Annotated in this window: 17 protein-coding genes and 2 pseudogenes; 13 read left to right on the forward strand and 6 right to left on the reverse strand. The window is 58.7% G+C overall.

What is annotated here, in order from left to right:
• The first annotated feature begins 18 nt into the window (after positions 1-18).
• The 5 genes and pseudogenes from CW267_RS31165 (at position 19) to CW267_RS01020 (ending at position 5,386) form a co-directional block, all read left to right on the forward strand.
• Positions 19-2,282 (forward strand): annotated as a pseudogene (locus CW267_RS31165) (NtaA/DmoA family FMN-dependent monooxygenase).
• An 11-nt stretch (positions 2,283-2,293) separates the two neighbouring features.
• Entirely contained in the window at positions 2,294-2,803 is a 510-nt protein-coding gene (locus tag CW267_RS01005; protein ID WP_008804708.1) for a GNAT family N-acetyltransferase, read from the forward strand.
• Between the two features lie 9 nt (positions 2,804-2,812).
• Complete coding sequence (locus CW267_RS01010; RefSeq protein ID WP_100780987.1) at positions 2,813-3,739, forward strand: amino acid ABC transporter permease; 927 nt, start codon at positions 2,813-2,815, stop codon at positions 3,737-3,739.
• Positions 3,723-4,496: an amino acid ABC transporter ATP-binding protein gene (locus CW267_RS01015; RefSeq protein WP_100780988.1), complete on the forward strand. Its 774-nt coding sequence runs from the start codon at positions 3,723-3,725 to the stop codon at positions 4,494-4,496. Before CW267_RS01010 ends, CW267_RS01015 begins: the two co-directional genes overlap by 17 nt.
• Positions 4,497-4,534: 38 nt before the next feature.
• A complete protein-coding gene (locus CW267_RS01020; RefSeq protein ID WP_162494483.1) occupies positions 4,535-5,386 on the forward strand; it encodes a transporter substrate-binding domain-containing protein in 852 nt (283 codons plus the stop codon).
• Between the two features lie 65 nt (positions 5,387-5,451).
• Here the strand turns inward: CW267_RS01020 and CW267_RS01025 are convergent, their stop codons facing one another.
• On the reverse strand, positions 5,452-6,762 hold the full coding sequence (locus CW267_RS01025; protein WP_032421387.1) for an MFS transporter: 1,311 nt from the start codon (positions 6,760-6,762) through the stop codon (positions 5,452-5,454).
• A gap of 204 nt (positions 6,763-6,966) precedes the next feature.
• Positions 6,967-8,163: an L-talarate/galactarate dehydratase gene (locus tag CW267_RS01030; RefSeq protein ID WP_022066149.1), complete on the reverse strand. Its 1,197-nt coding sequence runs from the start codon at positions 8,161-8,163 to the stop codon at positions 6,967-6,969.
• Between the two features lie 304 nt (positions 8,164-8,467).
• Here CW267_RS01030 and CW267_RS01035 point away from each other — a divergent pair, with 304 nt between their 5' ends.
• The 5 genes and pseudogenes from CW267_RS01035 to CW267_RS01055 all read left to right on the forward strand — a co-directional run bounded on the left by CW267_RS01035 (position 8,468) and on the right by CW267_RS01055 (position 11,481).
• The gene (locus CW267_RS01035; RefSeq protein ID WP_032735759.1) at positions 8,468-9,472 is read left to right on the forward strand and encodes a LacI family DNA-binding transcriptional regulator; all 1,005 of its coding nucleotides are present in this window, start codon (positions 8,468-8,470) and stop codon (positions 9,470-9,472) included.
• 83 nt (positions 9,473-9,555) lie between these two features.
• A complete protein-coding gene (locus CW267_RS01040; protein WP_012541578.1) occupies positions 9,556-10,173 on the forward strand; it encodes a glutathione S-transferase family protein in 618 nt (205 codons plus the stop codon).
• Positions 10,174-10,243: 70 nt separating this feature from the next.
• Positions 10,244-10,471, forward strand: a complete 228-nt coding sequence (gene pptA, locus CW267_RS01045) for a tautomerase PptA (protein ID WP_002906690.1) — start codon at positions 10,244-10,246, stop codon at positions 10,469-10,471.
• Positions 10,472-10,659: 188 nt separating this feature from the next.
• Positions 10,660-10,956 (forward strand): annotated as a pseudogene (nadS, locus tag CW267_RS01050) (NadS family protein).
• A gap of 78 nt (positions 10,957-11,034) precedes the next feature.
• Positions 11,035-11,481 carry a hypothetical protein gene (locus tag CW267_RS01055; RefSeq protein WP_064165799.1) on the forward strand — a complete coding sequence of 149 codons (447 nt, stop codon included), beginning with the start codon at positions 11,035-11,037 and terminating at the stop codon, positions 11,479-11,481.
• 40 nt (positions 11,482-11,521) lie between these two features.
• Here the strand turns inward: CW267_RS01055 and CW267_RS01060 are convergent, their stop codons facing one another.
• The 3 genes from CW267_RS01060 to CW267_RS01070 are packed head-to-tail and all read right to left on the reverse strand — an operon-like array spanning position 11,522 to position 16,155.
• Positions 11,522-13,138, reverse strand: a complete 1,617-nt coding sequence (locus CW267_RS01060) for a carbohydrate porin (protein ID WP_032730489.1) — start codon at positions 13,136-13,138, stop codon at positions 11,522-11,524.
• A gap of 42 nt (positions 13,139-13,180) precedes the next feature.
• Positions 13,181-14,563 (reverse strand): MFS transporter, encoded by a 1,383-nt coding sequence (locus CW267_RS01065; protein ID WP_032735757.1) that lies wholly within the window; start codon positions 14,561-14,563, stop codon positions 13,181-13,183.
• 23 nt (positions 14,564-14,586) lie between these two features.
• Entirely contained in the window at positions 14,587-16,155 is a 1,569-nt protein-coding gene (locus tag CW267_RS01070; protein ID WP_100780989.1) for a family 78 glycoside hydrolase catalytic domain, read from the reverse strand.
• A gap of 204 nt (positions 16,156-16,359) precedes the next feature.
• Here CW267_RS01070 and CW267_RS01075 point away from each other — a divergent pair, with 204 nt between their 5' ends.
• Positions 16,360-17,184 carry a helix-turn-helix domain-containing protein gene (locus CW267_RS01075; protein WP_008804719.1) on the forward strand — a complete coding sequence of 275 codons (825 nt, stop codon included), beginning with the start codon at positions 16,360-16,362 and terminating at the stop codon, positions 17,182-17,184.
• A 57-nt stretch (positions 17,185-17,241) separates the two neighbouring features.
• On the opposite strand, the gene CW267_RS01080 is transcribed toward CW267_RS01075, so the two are convergent.
• Complete coding sequence (locus tag CW267_RS01080) at positions 17,242-17,823, reverse strand: flavin reductase family protein (protein WP_004151228.1); 582 nt, start codon at positions 17,821-17,823, stop codon at positions 17,242-17,244.
• Positions 17,824-18,034: 211 nt separating this feature from the next.
• Between CW267_RS01080 and CW267_RS01085 the strand changes: the two genes are divergently transcribed.
• Both CW267_RS01085 and CW267_RS01090 read left to right on the forward strand, forming a co-directional pair.
• Complete coding sequence (locus CW267_RS01085) at positions 18,035-18,739, forward strand: ABC transporter ATP-binding protein (protein ID WP_165787413.1); 705 nt, start codon at positions 18,035-18,037, stop codon at positions 18,737-18,739.
• Positions 18,736-19,704: an ABC transporter substrate-binding protein gene (locus tag CW267_RS01090; RefSeq protein WP_032735752.1), complete on the forward strand. Its 969-nt coding sequence runs from the start codon at positions 18,736-18,738 to the stop codon at positions 19,702-19,704. The genes CW267_RS01085 and CW267_RS01090 overlap by 4 nt, the downstream gene beginning before the upstream one ends.
• Positions 19,705-19,711: the final 7 nt, after the last annotated feature.

Here is a 19,711-nt window from a genome sequence, read left to right on the forward strand (position 1 = left end):
ACAGGGGAAGGGGTAACTATGTCTGAAAATCGACAATTGCGTCTGGGAACGATATTACATGGCGCATCGGGAAATATGTCCGCCTGGCGTCATCCGGCGGCGCAGGCGGACGCCAGTATTAATTTTAACTTTGTCACGCAGACGGCGTTAAAAGCGGAAGAGGGGAAGCTGGATTTTATTTTTGTCGCCGACGGGTTATATATCAATGAAAAATCGATTCCACATTTTTTAAATCGCTTCGAACCTTTAACGGTACTTTCCGCGCTGGCCGCGGTCACCCGGCGTCTGGGACTGGTGGGGACCTTATCCACTTCGTATAGCGAGCCGTTTACTACCGCCCGCCAGTTCGCCAGCCTCGACCATTTAAGCCAGGGACGGGCGGGGTGGAATGTCGTCACTTCGCCGCTGGAAGGGTCGGCGAAAAACTTCTCCCGGGCCCAGCATCCGGATCATGCGCTGCGCTATCGCATTGCCGATGAATATCTGCAGGTGGTGAAAGGCTTATGGGATTCATGGGAAGAGGACGCCTTTGTGCGCAATAAGGAGACTGGCCAGTTCTTTGATAAAAATAAACTGCATACGCTCGATCACCATGGCGATTTCTTTAAAGTGGCCGGGCCGCTAAATATTGCCCGCACGCCACAGGGACGGCCGATTATTTTCCAGGCCGGCGCGTCGGACGACGGCAAGAAATTAGCCGCACGCCACGCCGATGCCATTTTTACCCATCAGGAATCGCTGGCCGAGGCGCAGGCATTTTATCAGGATGTTAAAAGCCAACTCAGCGCATATCAGCGCACCCCGGACCAACTGCATATCTTCCAGGGCGTCAGCGTCATCGTCGGGGACGACGCCGAGGATGCGGAACGTCAGTACCAGACTACCGCGGCGCTGGTTTCCATCGAGGATGCGCTGAATTATCTGGGGCGGTATTTCGAACATCATGATTTTTCGCAGTATCCGCTTGATGAACCGTTCCCGGATATTGGCGACCTCGGACAAAACAGCTTCCGCAGCACCACCGACGAGATTAAACGTCACGCCCGCGAGCGGGGATTAACCCTGCGCCAGGTGGCCCTGGAGGCAGCGAGTCCGCGTCCGCGCTTTACCGGCACCGCCAGCGATGTCGCCGATGGCCTGCAATTGTGGTTCGAACTGCACGCGGCGGACGGTTTCATTATTCAGGGCGGCACGCCGGAAACCTTCCCGCGCTTTGTGGATGAGGTGGTTCCGCTGTTACAGGCGCGCGGCCTGTTCCGTCGCGACTATCCGGGCACCACCCTGCGGGAAAGTCTGGGTCTGGCGCTACCTGCTAATCAATTCCAAAAATAATAAAAGAGAATCACGCTATGCAGAAAACAACACTCTTGCTGGCCGTCGCGTTGGCATTTAGCGCCTCGTCGTGGGCCCAGGACGTCAAGATCAATGGCACCGGGGTGAGCCTGGAGGCCAACAAAACGCCGATTCACACAGCGAAAAATCCACAGGCCATTGCGCTGTTGCCGAAAGATCTGCATCTGGCGGTGCCGGGGAAATTCACCGTCGCGGTGGCAGCCCTGAACTCACCACCGCTGACGGTCTTCGCCGATGACAACAAAACCCTACTCGGCAGCGAGACGGATATCGCCCGGCTGGTGGCGGAGAGCCTCGGGCTGGAAGTAAACGTGGTTCCCACTTCATGGGAAGACTGGCCGCTGGGGGTTACCTCCGGCAAATATGATGCCGCGATCAGCAATATTACCGTCACCAAAGAGCGCAAAGAGAAGTTCGATTTCGCCACCTACCGCAAAGATTCGCTGGGCTTCTACGTCAAAAGCACCAGTCCGCTGAGCAAAATTGACAAGGCGGAAGACATCGCCGGGCTGAAGATTATCGTCGGCTCCGGTACTAACCAGGAGGCGATCCTGCTGGCGTGGAACGCGGAGAACGTGAAGAAGGGGCTGAAGCCGTTTACCCCGGTCTACACCAAGGATGACGCCGCTCAGACGCTGGCCCTGCAGACCGGGCGAGCCGACGCCTTTTTCGGCCCTAACGTGATTGGCGCATGGAAGGCGGCGCTGACCGGCAAAACCAAACTGGTGGGCAGCGTCGATGGCGGCTGGCCGAAAGCGGCGCATATCGCGGTGACGCTGAAAAAAGACAGCGGGCTGGTGAATGCCGTCCAGGCGGCGCTGAACGGCGCTATCGCCAGCGGCGATTACGCCAAAGTGCTTAACCGCTGGGGCGAAGGGGTGGAGAGTATTCCGCAATCAGAAATCAACCCACCCGGACTGGGCGACTGACAGGAGGCGCGATGAGCGAAGCATTCCGCGATATTTCTCCGGACGCACCGGAGCTGCAGCCGATTATTAGCGGGCTGTTTGCCGAATATGCCGCCCGCTACGGCGACTATTTTTCCCGCGATGCGGAAGTGGAGTTGACTGAGTGGTATTTGCCGCCGCAGGGGCTGTTTATCGTCCTTGAGCGTGAGGGTGAAATTATCGCCACCGGCGCTTATAAACCGAAAGATCGCCACACCGCGGAGATCAAACGTATCTGGACGCACCGCCGTCTGCGCCAGCAGGGGCTGGCGGCGAAGGTGGTCCAGGAGCTGGAGCGGCGGGCGGTGCTGGCCGGGTACAGCCATATCTACCTGACTACCGGCTTCCGTCAGCCGGAGGCGGTAAAGCTCTATCTCAGCCAGGGGTATGAGGCGCAGTTTGACCTCACGCGAGACCCGGAAGAGTACAGTCAGCCGCCGTACGATGGCCGGCTGCGGTTCACTAAAGCGCTGGCGGTGAGCGCCTTCAGTCACAGCGCTTGAGGAGGCATGATGCATTCATCTGAAACAATAAAAGTGGTGCCGGCGCGCTATCCGCTGCGGGTGGTCGGGGCCCTGGTCGCCCTGCTGGTGCTGGCGGTGGTGATCCAGTCGGTGGCCTTTAACCCGCGCTGGGAGTGGGGCGTCTTCGCCCGCTGGTTCTTCGACCCGGTGATCCTCGAGGGGCTGGGACAAACCCTGCTCCTGACCCTGCTCGGCACGGTGCTGAGCGTGATCTTCGGCGGCCTGCTGGCGCTGGCCCGCTTATCCTCATCGTGGCTGCTCAGCAGCCTCGCCTGGGGTTATATCTGGCTGTTTCGCTCGCTGCCGATGATTGTGGTGCTGATTATTCTGTACAACTTTTCCTATCTCTACGACACCCTGTCGCTGGGGATCCCCTTTACCGGCGTCACCTGGGCCAGCTATCAGACCATTAACGTGCTGGGGCAATTCTCCACGGCGGTGGTGGGCCTGACGCTGGTGCAGAGCGCCTATACCGCGGAGATTATTCGCGGCGGCTTTTTAGGGGTCGACCATGGGCAGTATGAAGCCGCCGCTGCACTGGGGCTTCCCGCCTGGCGACGTACGCTGCGCATTATTCTGCCGCAGGCGCTGCGCACCATCCTGCCCTCCGGCTTCAATGAGATCATCAGTCTGGCCAAGGGAACGGCGATGGTGTACGTCCTGGCGATGCCGGAACTGTTCTACACCATCCAGATGATCTACAACCGTACCCAGGAGGTGATCCCGCTGTTGATGGTCGGCGCCGCCTGGTATCTGGCGATCACCAGCGTCCTCTCCGCCATTCAGTATCTGGTGGAACGCGCCCTGGCGCGCAGCGAGCGCCGCTCGGCGGTAAACAGCGCCCGCAGCAGTCGTCTGAATCAACCCGCACGTCAACCACAGCCGCAGGAGGCCGTTCATGCCCAGCTCTCATAATGGCCATATCTCTATCACCGGGGTCAGCAAATACTATGGCCGCCACAAGGCGTTGGACGATGTGTCGCTGGAGATCCCCCCGGGCACGGTGACGGTGATCCTCGGCCCTTCCGGCTCGGGCAAGTCGACGCTGCTGCGCACCATCAATCACCTCGAACGTGTCGATGAGGGATTTATTCAGATTGACGGCGACTATATTGGTTATCGCCGCAAAGGCGACAAGCTGTATGAGATGAAAGAGAAGGAGATCCTCCGCCAGCGGATCAACGTCGGCTACGTGTTCCAGAACTTTAACCTGTTTCCGCACCTGACGGTGCTGGAGAACCTGATTGAGGCGCCGATCGCCCACAAGCAGGTCACGCGCAAAGAGGCCATTGCCCGCGCCTATGAACTGCTGGACGTTGTCGGACTGCGCAATAAAGCCGACGCCTGGTCGCGGCATCTCTCAGGCGGGCAGCAGCAGCGTATCGCGATTGCCCGGGCGCTGGCACTGGACCCGCGGGTGATCCTGTTTGATGAGCCCACCTCGGCGCTGGATCCCGAGCTGGTGGGCGAGGTACTGGATGTCATCAAGAAGCTGGCGCGCTCCGGTACCACCCTGGTGGTGGTGACCCACGAGGTAGGCTTTGCCCGCGAGGTGGCCGACCAGGTGGTGTTTATGGTCGACGGCAGGATCGTCGACAGCAGCGACGAGGTGCTCAACCATCCGCAGCATCCGCGTACCCGACAGTTTTTATCCAGGGTACTGCCGTCATGAACAGAGCGCTAATGACCCTTGTTCTCAGCGCTTTTGCCATGAGCGCTCACGCGGCGCTGGATCTGCGTGCCAATGAGCAGCCATTGCCGGTCACCCGCGACCCGCAGGCGATAGCGAAAATTCCGCCGGGCTATCGCTTCGTCGAGCCGGGGACGCTGACGGTGGCGATCTCGGCGCTCAATTCGCCGCCGCTGGCGCTGCTGGCCAGCGACAACCGCACGCGGATCGGCAGCGACCCGGATATGGCCCGCCTGCTGGCCGGAAGCCTTGGCCTGAAACTCAGGCTGGTGCCCACCGCGTGGGAGGACTGGCCGCTGGGCATCGCCTCCGGCCGCTACGATGTGGCGCTGATCAATATCGCGGTAACCGAGAAGCGCAAAGAGAAGTTCGATTTTGCGACTTACCGGGTGGACTCCCTGGCCTTCTCGGTGAAATCCACCAGCGACATCGCCGCGGTAAACGGACCCGCCGACCTCGCCGGGCGCAAAGTGATCGTCGGGTCCGGCACCAATCAGGAGCGGATCCTGCTGGGCTGGAATGAGGACAACCGTGCCGCCGGACGGCCGCAGGCCCAGCCGGTCTACCTGACCGATGATGCCTCCGGCAACCTCTATATCCAGTCCGGGCGAGCGGATATCTTTTTCGGCCCGCAGTCGGTGGCAGCCTATAAGGCCGCCCTTAACGGCCAGACCCGGGTGGTGGGCCTGGGGCCGAAAAAAGCGTGGGTGGCGACGACCACCAAAAAAGGCAACGGCCTGGTCTTTGCCCTGCAGGCAGCCCTCGACGGGGCGATTGCCCGCGGTGAATATCAGCAGGTGCTGGCGCGCTGGGGAGAGCAGGGCGAGGCGGTGGCGCAGTCGGTGGTCAACCCGCCGGGGATAACCTACTAAAAAACCGCTGTTTCGCCGGAGTACGACGCGAAACAGCGGAGGCGAATGCTCGCCAGGGTCTTCAATCAAACGGTGCGCGGAGTGAGCGTCAAGCGATCCAGCGGCCCAACGATAAAAAGATAGGAGAACAGGCCCAGCACGCCCATGGAACCGACGTAGAGGATGGCGTAATCAAACGAGTGGGTGTTGGCGAGGATCACCCCGATGACCAGCGGGGTAATGATGCTCGCCAGGTTGCCGCACATATTGAACACGCCACCGGCAATACCGAGCATCTCTTTCGGCGAGGTGTCGCTCAGCACGCACCAGCCGAGGTTCCCGAAACCTTTGGCAAAGAACGCCAGACTCATGGCGGCGATTACCACCACTTCCGAGGAGGTGTAGTTGGCGACGACAATGACGCAGGAGAGCAGCATGCCGCAGATCACCGGGAGCTTACGAGCGGTGGTCAGACTGTAACCGCGTTTCAGCAGCCAGTCCGAAAACACGCCGCCCAGCAGGCCACCGATAAATCCAGCTATGGCCGGGATACTGGCGACAAACCCGACCTTGAGGATTGACATGCCTTTGGCCTGGTAGAGGTAAGTCGGAAACCAGGTGAGGAAGAACCAGGTAATCGATGTGACGCAGAACTGGCCGATATAAACCCCGATCATCATGCGATTGACGCAGACGCTTTTAATCTGCGCGAGAGTTAATTTTTGCGGCGTTTTTTGGCTACCTAATTCCGGTACGCCGCCGCCTTCACGAATATAATCGAGCTCCTGCGGGTTAATTTTAGGATGATGTGAAGGATCCTTAACTTTTACCAGCCAGAATATTCCCAGCACCACCCCGATAGCGCCAATATAATAAAAGACATAGTGCCAGCTTAAATTATGCAGAATGATGGTCATCAGCGGCGTAATAATGCCCAGCGAAATATACTGCGCGGCCTGATAGACCGAGGTGACAAATCCACGCTCTTTATTGGGGAACCACTGGACGCTCAGGCGACTGTTGGCCGGAAAAGCGGGCGCTTCAATGGCCCCCATCATCAGACGCAGGATCACCAGCACCACCAGCGGACTGGCAAACAGATAAATAGTGCCCTGAAACATAGTGACGACCGACCAGCCAATCAGCGCGCAGCCGTAGACCAACCGCGAACCATATTTATCCAGCAGCCAGCCGCCGGGGATTTGCATAATGACGTAGGAAATACCAAACACCGAAAAGGCCAGGCCCATTGCTTCAGGGTCAAAACCTAACTCTTTACTCATCATCGGCGCGACAACGGACAGGGTGGCCCGGTCAGCATAATTAAATACGGTCGCGAGAAATAAAAAAACCAATATACCGTAACGCACGTTGCTGCGTTTTATTTGCTGTTGCATGTTATTCAACTCCTTTGCAGGGTTGTGAAGACACGTCATCTTTCAGGCCGCTTTGATGCTTGCTGACGGATTTCGTGTATTGCGAGTACAGCGGGTCAGAGGTTTATTCCCGGTGACGCTGCGCTTACCGGGGCTACGGGTTCTCAGTGGTTTGCGGAACGGTAGCCCGGATAAGGCGTGGACGCCGTCATCCGGGAAAAGTCATTACGGGCGTTTTCCAAACTCGCAGCTTTGCTGGGTCCAGCGGCGGGCCTGCTCGCTGAGGGTGAAGCCCAGACCATGGCGTTCGGAAACCCACATCCGGCCATCGCGCAGTTCTAGCTGCTCGTTAAACAGCGGGTTCAGCCACTCGAAGTGCTCCAGCCATGGCTCCAGCGGGTAGGCGGCGGCGAGATGCAGGTGCACCTCCATGGCAAAGTGCGGAGCCAGTTTGCGACCGTGTTTCGCGGCCAGATCCATTATTTTCAGGAACGGGGAGATCCCACCGACGCGCGGGGCGTCCGGTTGCACGAAGTCGCTGGCGTTGCCGAGGATCAATTGCTCATGTTCGCGGAAGCTGGTCAGCATCTCGCCGGTGGCAATCGGCGTATCCAGCGCGGCAGCCAGCTGCGCGTGGCCTTCGACGTCATAGGCATCCAGCGGCTCCTCAATCCAGATCAGATTGAACGGCTCCATTTTGCGCCCCATGCGGATGGCGGTTTCGCGATCCCACTGCTGGTTGGCATCGACCATCAGCGGGAAGTCATCACCCAGCACTTCGCGCACCGCCGTCAGACGACGGATATCCTCGGCAGTATTAGGCTGACCGACTTTCAGTTTAATCCCGCCGATGCCGTTTTCACGGGAGATAGCCACGTTTTTCAACACCTGATCCAGGGGGGTATGCAGGAAGCCGCCGGAAGTGTTGTAGCACTGCACGGAATCACGATGTGAACCCAGCAGTTTGGCCAGCGGTAGACCGGCGCGTTTGGCTTTCATATCCCACAGGGCAATATCGATAGGGGAGATAGCTTGTACCGCCATGCCGCTACGGCCGACGGAAGCCCCGGCCCACAGCAGTTTGGTGTAGATCTTGTCGATGTCGTTCGGATCTTCGCCAAGCAGATTATCGGCTATCTCTTTGGCGTGAGCGTAAATACCCTGGCCGCCCGCACGTTTCGAGTAGCTAAAGCCGACGCCGGTGAATCCATCCCGGGAGTGAATTTCCGCGATGATAATCGCCACTTCGGTCAGCGGTTTTTGGCGACCGGTCAGCACTTTGGCATCGCTGACGGGGGTGGCCAGCGGCAGAAAAGCCAGCGACAGTTTAACGTGGTCAATGCGGTCACCGGTTTCAGCGGCGGTTTTGACGCCGAAAGCTTTGGCGTAGGTTACGGACTCGGAATTGGCGCTTGAGGTCATAGTGGTGTCCTTTTTGATTATAAAATGATTGCGCTATCATTTGTAATGGTGAAATGCTTTTGACGCTACGCTAGTGGTTTTAATTTGTACAAACGATCACAATTGGCCGTTATAAAGGCGAAAACTTTGCTGTGCAGGTCACAATTCAAAACAGTTTGTGAAAAGTGACAAGTCATAATGATAGCGATAACATTTTATATTGCAGGTCGTTGATTCTGTTAGGGGAGACGCGGCGGGCGCTGGCAATTGCGTGGGGCATCATCAATAATGCCCACAGGAAACGACTTAACACAGGGGCTTAGCCGTGAAAAGCAAAAAACCGACGCGGGCGCCGACGCTGGAGGATGTGGCTCGCAGCGCCGGGTTGTCGCCGATGACGGTCAGTCGGGCGCTGAATACGCCCCAGCTGGTCAGGCCAAAAACGGTAGAGAAAGTGATGCTGGCGGTGCAGGCGACGGGCTATATCCCCAATGCGCTGGCCGGCGGCCTCGCCTCCAGGCGCAGCAAGCTGGTGGCGGTCGTGGTACCGCAAATCAATAACAATATGTTTGTCGATACCATCCAGGCGCTGAGCGATAGCCTGGCGGCGCGCGGCTACCATATGCTGCTGTGCGTGGCGGGCTATGACCGGCAGACCGAGGCCGAGCTGGTCTCCACCTTGCTTTCGCGGCGCCCTGATGGCGTGGTGTTAACCGGCATCCAGCATGCGCCGCTGTTAAAGAAAACGATTCTTAACGCCGCCACGCCGGTGGTGGAAATCTGGGATCTCACCCCGACGCCGCTGGATATGCTGGTCGGTTTTTCCCATGAAAAAGTGGGCGAAACCATTGGCGAGTACGTGCTGGAGAAAGGCTACCAGCGACCAGGCCTGCTGTGGGCGGGCGATGCGCGCGCGATGTTGCGTAAGCAGGGGCTCTGTGCCCGACTGGCTAAAAAAGGGCTGGACGATGCGCCTCAGGTTGAAGTGCCGCTCCCGGCGTCGCTGGCGCTGGGGCGAAGCGGTCTGGCGGAGCTGCTCGCCGCCGGCGAGTTTGATGTAATCATCTGCAGCTCAGACACCCTCGCCCAGGGGGCGATTATGGAAGCCGAAAGCCGGGGGCTACGCGTACCGCAGGATCTGGCGGTGATCGGTTTTGGCGATCTGGATTTCGCCGCCAGCAATCGTCCGGCTATCACTACCGTCAGCGTCGACCGTCATGCCATCGGTGAACGGGCCGCTACGCTGCTGGCTGACCGCATCGAAGGGGGAGAAGACAGCGGGGTGATTATAGATATCGGCTTTCAGCTGGTGGCACGAGAATCGGCGTAGGCCTGCCTTTTCAGGGCATGGTGTGCCGGGTGGGTGAGCGGCGAATTTCTGCCTACACTTAGGCTTTACCCTGGAGGCAGACCATGATTACCGTTTATGGCGTGCCGGGATGGGGCTCGACGATTAGCGAGCTGATGCTCTCCCTGGCCGATATTCCCTACGAGGTGGTTGACGTGGAGGGCTTTGACCAGCCCGGTCCGGCGCGCGAGCGTCTGCGGCAGATTAATCCGCTGTGCCAGGTGCCCACCCTGAGGCTGGCCGATGGGAGCATCATGACCGAAACCGCCGCCATCGCGCTGATGATCCTCGATCAGCGTCCCGATCTGGCCCCCGCGCCGGGGACGCCGCAGCGTCAACAGTTCCAGCGTCTGCTGGTCTGGCTGGTGGCCAACATCTATCCCACCTTTACCTATGCCGATTACCCGGAACGCTGGGCGCCCGCCGCCGCAGAGCAACTGGTGGAGAATTGTCGCCAGTACCGGAAAAATCTCTATCTCTGGTTCGAACAGCAGCTGGCTGCCGGGCCGTGGGCGCTGGGCTCGTCGGTAACGTTGCTGGATTGCTATATCGCGGCGATGTACAGCTGGGGGCCGCGACAGGCGTGGTTTGACGACCACGCGCCAAAATTCGCCGCCATCGCCCGGGCGGTCTGTCAGCGACCGGAACTGGCCGTGGCGCTACGCCGTAACAAGCTGATTTAACGCACGCGATGGCAACCAGAACGGCCATTCTGTGGTAGCGTTATGGCTCTGACCACAAGGAGTCTTTGCTATGCCGCATGTAGATATTAAATGTTTTCCCCGTGAACTGACTGACGAACAAAAAACCGCGCTGGCCGCCGACATCACAGAGGTGCTGATCCGCCATCTGAACAGCAAAGAGAGCGCCGTCAGCGTCGCGCTGACTCAGGTTGAGCCGGACGCGTGGCAGGCGGTGTGGGACAGTGAGATCGCCCCGCAGATGGCGCAGCTGATAAAGAAGCCGGGTTATAGCATGTAATTGCCACTGGCGGGCATGATGCCCGCCAGTGACGCTCGGTCAGAACCAAATCTCCGTCTGCATGCCGAAGTTCCGTAGCCCGGGCAAGGCGCTTTGCGCCGCCCCCGGGGAGGGGCTTCTCCGGCGACGCACTGAGAGAAACAGCATGTTCATCTATCCTAAGCGCCAGAGAGCCAACCGAGGTGGGTATGAAAGACGAATTGTTTGCCGATCTGCTGGCGAGTGCAGAAGAAATGGTCAGGATCGAGAAAGGTGAACAAATGCCGAAGGAGAAGCACGTTCATACTTTCAGCGAAATTGACGTGAAAGCGATACGTGAAGCCACAGGTTTAAACCAGCAGGACTTTGCAGCGGCCGTTGGCGTTAGCTACGAGTTGGTTAAAAGCTGGGAAACGAAATGACGTCACCCAACCGGTGCAGCCAGAAAACTGCTTTTATTGCTTCAGGGGAATCCATTGATTATCAACTTGCTGAAGGTTGTTTGAAAGGTTATTCTTCGCAAGGAAAATGGCAGAGTTTGCCCTCTTTCGTAACCGGGGCCTTTAAAAAGGAGTGCATTACGTATGGAAACCAACGATTCTATTTTGAAAGAAATCAATAAATACAGCGCTCATATTGATAGGTTTAGAGCGCGAGCAAACACTCATGGTATCTGGTTGTTTATTGCTACCCTTGGATGCTGGGGGGTAACTGAGCCCAGTATTCGGATATTAGCATTCGTGATGCTTTTCTTTATTTTTTTGTTTCTTCTACACGGTAGCTTTCCAGGTGAAAAGCGAACGTTTAAAAAGATTCACGATGATATAAAAAATAAAATAGTTGATAATTTAACACCAGAACAACAGCAAGAAAGGTTTCACGATCTTCTCATCGTTGAGAAAAAACGAAAGTCACTTGTCGAAATTATAAAAACAACCTTTATCTTTTTAGCCTGTTATCTTTTTTATTTTATGAGTTTATATTACTTCATACAGCACTGGCATAGTGACAAAGTAACAGCGTGTATTTAAATCAACCCGTCCTGGCATTTGAGCCGGACGGGCCGTTTGATTAAAACCAAATCTCCGTCTGCACGCCGAAGTTCCATGTCCCGCCAGCGGTAAAGCCTTTGCTGCCGAAATCATCGTTGATCGCATAACGATCCAGGTCTTTATCCCAGTTCATCCACGTGACAAAGAAACGTATCTCCGGCCGCGCTTTGATATCAAACACATCGCCCACTTTAAAGGTGGGGGCGAAGGTCAGCTTGTAGAAATCACCGCGGACCGCCTGATACTGATAAACGTTGTCATTATAGCGATAGCTGCGCCCGTTCGGATTGAGATCCATATACTGCCACGAGGCCTCATACAGCAGGGCGAAGTGAGCGGAGATCCCTTGCGATACCCGCAGGTTAAACGTCGCCCAGTCGTAGCGGTCGCCGTCGCGATAGCGGTCTTCGCTGTGCTGGGCTATCACCGACGGCGCCAGCTGCCAGTTTTTCCCCAGCGGCAGGATCCCGTACGAGGCAAAGCGCAGGGAAGCCGCGTTCTCGGTCAGATCGCCATCGCTCCCCGGCTGGCGCGCTTCGGCACCCAGCCCGACGCCGTACTGCAGTGCGCTTTCCGACACCCCTGGCGCCAGGCCGTAGAACTGCTGTTTGTCGTGCAGGGCCAGCATCGCGTAGTAGCCGTTTTTGGCGGTGTTATCGCTGCGCAGGGCATAGCTCCCGGTGGTCGAGGTATTATCTTTCAGGTCATCGTTACCCTGGGCGGTCATCACCGTGGTCATCAGCTGCCAGTTGCCGTAAAAATGGTTGGCGGTGAACAGCAGATTCTGGATGTCATTATCCGCGTAATTATCGCTGCCAAGGTCGCCGAAGTTACGCGCATACACCGAATAATCGCCGCGCAGGCCGCTTCCCCAGTCGACATCATTGATCCCGCCGCCGGTGCCACCGAGGAACATGATGTCGCTATCGGTAAAGTGGATATCGAAGTTATCCCGATCAAAGCGTTTGCCGGCCCAGATCGAGGCGCGTTTTAACGGTCCGGTGAACTCGGCGAAGTCGCCCATCTCGACGTACAGCTGACGAATGTTCAGATGGTGGCTGTCGTTGTCCTGAACCCACGGATCCGGGTTGGTGGCCCCGTCGGCGAGCATGGTCTTAAAGCGCGCCCATGAGCCATCGTTGAAGGTGAGCTTTTTGCCAAAGCTCAGCTCAGCGTAATTATCTTTTTCGTTGCCGAGACGACCGACGTGGGCATCGCCGTTGAGCGAACTGGCCGGGGAGATGCCTGGCCCGCCGCGGGCGCCTTTGCCGTGGCTGTTGACTAACATTCCGGAACGGGCATAGGCGTTAAAGGTAAAGCCATCGTCCGGGGCGCGTTTCGCCAGCTGCTCGCTCAGTTGCTGATTGGTGGCCTGCTGTTTTTGTTCGCGAGCCGAGGTCTGTTGGCTGAGCGCCTGCACCTGCTGCTCCGCCGCCGCCGCGCGCTGTTCGGCGGCGGCGGTTTGCTGTTCTGCCCGCTGCGCGCGGCGGCTGGCTTCGCTGGCCTGCTGTTCGGCGAGATTGAGGCGCGCTTCGAGCTGCGCCAGCCGTTGTTCGACGCTCAACCCGGCGGCGATGACGCTGGTGAGCGGAAAAAGGGCGCAGCAAACCGCTGCGCTAATCACAGAGATACGCATAAAAGTCCTTAATTTATCCAGAGGTTAAAGCAGCGGGGCGCCTTACATGGCGGGGGATTCTCCGGTGGTCGGGGCCGGGGCTGGCGAGGCGCCGCGTCCGGCATCGAGGTCGGCACGGATCTGCTCATAGTGATCGTCGAGGCGGTAGAAGCGGCCCATCCACAGCATCGAGGCGAGGATCAACAGCGCCGGAATATACAGATAGCAGGCCTTGATGGCCAACAGGGCGCTGTCGCTTTGCGCCTGGTTGGCGATATAGCCGCCGGAGGAGAGCAGTGCCCCGGTGATCGCCCCGGCGCCGGCCATCGCCACCTTGCCAAGAAAGCCGTTTATCGAGGTCAGGATACCCGCGGTATTAATGCCGGTTTTCCACACGCCGTAATCCACCGGGTCGGCCTGCATCGAGAAATAGATAGCCGTGCGCTGACCGGCGCCAAGGGAGAGGATCACCGCCCCGACGATCAGCCCCAGCGCGTAGGTGCCAGACAGCATCATCATCCCCATCCCGAGCAGATTGACCGCGCTGGCCACCAGATAGACATGACGTTTTTTCATGCGTCGGGCCAGCAACGGGACGGTGAGGGTGCCGAGCAGGGGAACGAAGGTGGAGATCCCGGCGATAACCGCCGTCAGCTCGGTATTCCCGACGTAATAGTGGAAGAAGTACACCAGCGCTCCGGTCTGAAAGAAGAATGCCCCCCACATCAGAAAGATATTGCTGGCGAAGATCCACCACGGACGATTGGCGCGCAGGCTAATCCAGGCGCGTTTCAGGGTCATGCGCTCCCCGGTGAGGGTAATCTTTTCTTCGACGTTGCGAAAGCTCACCAGCAGGAAAAAGGCCGCCAGTACGCCAAAAATCACCGCGGTATAGAGGAACCCCTGCTGCTGGTCGCCTTTGCCCAGCATGCCGACCAGCGGCAGGGTGGCCACGGCGACGATGGTGGCCCCGAGGGATCCCAGCAGAATACGTACCGCCGACAGCGTGGTGCGCTCTGCGGAATCACTGGTTAAAAACGGCAGCATGGCGCAGAACGGAATGTTCACCAGGGTGTAGAGGAACGACAGACACAGATAGGTGATAAAGGCGTACAGCAGTTTGCCGGTGGTGCCGAAATCCGGCACATAGAAGGCCAGAATACACAGCAGACCAAAAGGCAGGGCACCAATCAGCAGCCAGGGACGGCAGCGCCCCCAGCGGGTGGCGGTATTGTCGATCACCAGCCCCATCAACACGTCGGCCACGCCATCCACCAGCCGGGTAACCAGGAACATCAGCCCAACGTAATAGGCCGGGAGGCCCATCACGTCGGTGTAAAAGAACATCAGATACAGAGAGATCATCTGCCACACAAGGTTGCAGGAGAGATCGGCAATGCCATAGCCAAGGCGCTGCCGCCACAGGGTAAACGTTGTTTCTGCCATAAATCACTCGCTTATCGTTGTTGTTAAAGTCCGTACTGGCGAATAAACCAGGCCGGGGTACAGCTCCACGCATGGCAGTAACTGTTAATGAGCTTACTGCCATACGGGGAAAAGTCAGGATGCTGTGGGTCGAAAATTTCCCAGAAGGTGTCGGCGCCGTAGTCAACCATCGCTCCCCAGTAGGCTTTGATCTCCGCCACCGCCTCCTCGCGCAGGCCGCACTGCAGCAGGGCGACAATGTGATGATGGCGCAAGTACGGGGTATTCATGGCAATGGCGGGCGGCTGTTGCTGCAGGCGGCGCATCAGCGCTTGCCGCTGCCCGGCGGTGCCAACTTCCGCCAGTACCAGCCAGATCTGCGATGCCCATGAGACCTGGCGCGCGGCGCCGCTGATAAACACCTGCCGCTCGCTGTCCCACAGGTGGCGGAGGGCGGCCTCTTTCAGTTGCGCGAGCGTAGCGGTGTAGTCGGCTACCCGCTGCGGTTCAACACGCTGCGCCAGCCAGAGGGCACGCTGCAGGCAGTAGATAAGCACCCCCTGCGCCGACGACTGTTTATTCAGCTCTGCCTGCCAGTCGATAAATGCCCACCAGTCATCGCTGTCGCGCACCAGACCCTGGGGATCGCAGCGGGTCAGCGCCAGCTCGATTTGCCGCCGCGCCGTGGGCCACAGCTCACCGACGGTTTCCGTGTCGCCGGTGCTTTGCAGGTAGTTATAAAGTACGTCGATAAAAAATAATGAATAATCAAAGAGAAAGGTGTCATCGGCGCGCACATCAGGCTGGACAAAGACATTGGCGGAGACCATGCCGTCTTCCCGGGTATGGCCGGCAAACAAGTACAGGCAGCGGCGGACCAGATCGTGGTGGCCGAAGGTCACGTCATTGACCAACGCCTGCAGGCGCAGGTCGCCGAGCCACAGCCGACGGTCGCGTTTCGGCCCATCCTCAAATACCTCCTGCATGCAGTTTTGCAGGGTGCGAACCGCGACGCTATCAATGGCTTTCAACTGCGGATCGGCGATGACCGCTGGCTGCGGGCTGCCGGCTGAGGTAACGGTTTCCAGGGCTATCTCATCGAACTGCAGACGAAATTTGCGCGACAGCGCTTTGACCTCCACCTTCAGGTAGCGCAGGCAGTAGCGACGCGGCAGGTCAACCCGGGCGGGCAGGACGTCGAGCCACAGATCCTGTTGCTGCAACCAGCTACTGCTCAGCCACCCCTGGTACTCGCTGAACGGCTCGCAGACTTCGCTCAGCGTTTCGCCGAAGGTGAAGTGCAGATGGGCCGGGGCATCCGGTGGGCTGCCGACGCTGCGGCAGCTGAACTGCAGGTAGCCAACAAAATGGCTGCCAAAATCAATGATGATGCTGTCGCCGACGCGAAGCGGCTGCTGATAAAACTGCTCAGGCGTGCAGACGGTGTGTCCCCGCCAGCCGTTCAGCGCCGCCGGATCGGCGACGGCCTCGACGATGGCCTGTGGTGCCTGGCGCTGACGATGCAGCGCGGGCGTTAGGGCGGCCGCACGCTGTAATAAATGCGGATGGCGGGTCATCGCCACACTGGAATTGTATTGAATTGCCTGTGACATACTGCGTCCTCTCCATTAGGTTAGGCGCAGCATAGGCCGTCGTCTGGCGGCGCCACCACTCTGGCAATGCCAAACCGTCAGTGAAAATGGCAGGAATAATGAGGTGGGGGCGCTGGCGATCACAAATCCGCACATCGGGCGCGTGGCGAAGGTCGGAATAGATTATCGTGCCCCTGCGCACCAGGCTGTTCAGGATTTGCTGTAATGATGACACTGACCGTTGAGTATTATTTCACCCATCCCCAGGATAAGCTCGGCATGTACGCCAGCGACCCGGAAGATAATAGCCAGGAACATGGCCACGAGTTTGCCGAGCTGGTGATCGTCGAGGAGGGGCATGGATTACACGTTATTAATGGCCGCCCGCTGTATATCCAGCAGGGCGATGTATTTTACGTCCAGCCTGGCGATGTCCACTATTATGATGAACTGGGGACGCTGAAGCTGATTAATGTCTTAATTAATCCGGCGGTGGCCTTTCGCTATTTACAGCAGATGGAAGGATTGCTGCAGCAATTATCGGCGCAGCGCGCCGCCTGCTATGGCTGGCTGGCACCGGAGACCCGCAGCTATTGTCGGGAACTGGTGGAAAAGATATTTTCCCCGGCGCTGAGGGCGGCGGATAATACCCCGCAACGGGAGTCTCTCTTTTTCCAGCTGGTGACCACCATTCTCACAGCCGAGTCGGAAGCCGAATATAGCAGCACCCGCTATAAACTGCATAAATTACTCACCTGGCTGCAGGAGCACTGTTTCGAAGAACATAACTGGCAGCAACTGGCGGAGCAATTTCATCTCACCACCCGCACGGCGTTTCGCCATATTAAAGAGGCCACGGGCTTAACGCCGGATAATTATCTGAAACGTCTGCGACTGGTCTCCGCGCGGGTCAAATTACGTGAAACGGAGATGTCCATTACCGAAGTGGCTTATCTGTGCGGCTTCGCCAACAGCAACCACTTTACCACTCTGTATAAAAAAGTGTTTGGCCTGACCCCCAGCGCCGATCGCCGCCGCCCTCCGGGTTGAAAAGGGAGGGCCGCAGGCCGGGCAGGGGAAAAATCTGCCACCCGCGGCAGGTCACGCTTATTCGTCGAGGGAGTTTGCCCGCACATGACGACCGCTGGCGACAAAATTGCCGGTGCCAAGATGATGCAGGGTATTGAGCTTATCGTCGTCGAACTGCCAGCGTCCGGTGACGAACGCGCGTTCATCGGCGGCGGCAGACACCACCTCCCCGAACAGGGTGTCGTACTGGGTCTGGGCCGCCGTCGCCGGCAGCAGTCGGCACTCCATCCATGCCAGACACTTCTCCTCGATCAGCGGCAACCCCAGCTCCGGGCCGGTCACTACCGGGATCCCCCAGGCATTGAATTTGTCCTCATCGCGGCCGCTGACGCTGCCGACGGCGTAGGTCCAGCTGGCGGCGGCGACGCCGGGGACCACAATGCCGAAGGTGCCGTTGCGCTCGATGATCTCCCGCGTCCAGGTACTTTTATCCACCACGATAGCCACCCGCGGCGGGGCGAATTCCACCGGCATTGACCAGGCGGCGGCCATGACGTTGCGCCGGTCAGACGGGGCATCGTAGCTGGTGATCAAAATGGTCGGGCCGTGGTTGAGCAGGCGGCTGGCGTACTGCAGTTCAACGTGGCGAAAGCGGCTCATAGGCGTTCCTTGAATAATGGGTCGGTTGGCAGGTAACACGTTAAGCCGCAATGAAAATGTAATCAATACGTCATCTCGTCTGACTATAGTCGCCAGCACTAAGTCCCAAAGAGGATCACAATATGTTGGCTCCCCTGATGTTATCCCAGGTGAGCGTGCCCCGTCGGATGTCGGCCGCCGGGCAGGTCTCGCTGTCCCGAAAGGGAGGGCGATGATGCGCACGCTGACCCCTATCACCTTGCAGGAGGTCTCTTTTGCCTTCGCAGAGACTCCCGTTCTTGACCATTTCTCGTTGCATATCGACCCCGGCCGCATCGTGGCGCTACTGGGTCCGTCCGGCTGCGGCAAAAGCACTTTGCTGCGTCTGCTGGCCGGGCTGAGCGTGCCGGCCAGCGGCGAAATCCGCTTTGGCGACAGGCTGGTCGCCCGCGCAGGATGGGGATTGCCCCCGGAGCAGCGCGATATCGGCATGGTTTTTCAGGATTACGCCCTCTGGCCGCATATGAGCGTGGCGCAGAACGTCGCCTTTCCGCTGCGCATGCGCGGCGTCTCCCGTAGCGAACGCGAGCGCCGGGTCAGCGAGGCGCTGGCGCGGGTAGGCCTCAACGGTTTCGCCGAACGTAAACCCTCTGGTCTTTCTGGCGGTCAGCAGCAGCGGGTGGCGCTGGCGCGGGCGATCGTCGCCGCACCGCGGGTGCTGCTGTTTGATGAACCGCTCTCCAACCTGGACAGCGAACTGCGCGAATCGCTGTGCGGCGAAATGAGCCGCCTGTTGCGACAGCTCGGCATCACCGCCGTGTATGTCACCCATGACCGACGTGAAGCCGAGCTGTTAGCCGACCAGATTGTCCATTTATCCGCGGGCCGCGTGGCCGCTGTCCGCGCCGTTACGCCAACCTCAGGGGAAGTTGCATGAACACCGTTATGACCGTTAAGAAAGGAGTGGTACTCGCGATGGCTCTTTCCGCCATGATGCTCTCCAGCGCCCATGCGCTGACCGTTTACACCGCCGGACCCGGCTCGCTGGCGAAAAGCCTGGCCAGCGGTTTTGAACAACAGACCGGGGTGAAGGTGACGGTTTTCCAGGCCACCACCGGCAAAGTAATGGCCCGACTGGAGGCCGAGCAGGCCAACCCGCAGGCGGATGTGCTGATCTCCGCCTCGTGGGATACCGCCGAAGATCTGCACCAGCGGGGCTGGTTGCTGCCTTTTGCGAGCGCCAACGCCGACCAGGTACCGGCGAACCTGAAATCGGCGGACTATATCGCCCAGGGCGTCTCCGCCCTGGGCATTGTCTGGAACAGTAAAAGCGGTACCCCGGAACCGAAAGAGTGGCGGGATCTCACCCAGCCGGCGTTTAAAGACAAGGTGACAATCCCCGACCCGGCGCTCTCCGGTGCGTCGCTGGATTTGCTGATCGGGCTGCAAAACAGCATGGGCGACCAGGCCTGGCAACTGTTTGACGATCTGAAAAAGAACGGCATGGTGGTCAGCGGACCCAACGCCCAGGCGGTGACGCCGGTGATGCAGGGGGCGAAAGCGGCGGTATTTGGCGCGGTGGATTATGTCTCCTACGGCAATATTCAGCAGGGCGAGTCGCTGAAGGTGATCTTCCCGGCCAGCGGAACAGTGATTGCCCCGCGCCCGATGATGATCCTCAAAACCAGCCAGCATGCCGACGATGCCAAAGCCTTTATCGATTATGTGCTGTCGCCGGAAGGTCAGGCGAGGGTTGCCGATGCCTGGCTGATGCCCGCCCGCCGCGACGTGGCGGCCAAACGTCCGCTACTGGACGCGCTGAAGGTGCTGCCCACCACCAGCGAAGGCAGCAGCGAGCGGGGCGCCGTGCTCGCCCGCTTCAGTCAGCTGTACGCGCAGTAATTGACTC

The organism is Klebsiella sp. X1-16S-Nf21, assembly GCF_002837615.1.
In the GTDB taxonomy this organism is placed as follows: domain Bacteria; phylum Pseudomonadota; class Gammaproteobacteria; order Enterobacterales; family Enterobacteriaceae; genus Klebsiella; species Klebsiella variicola.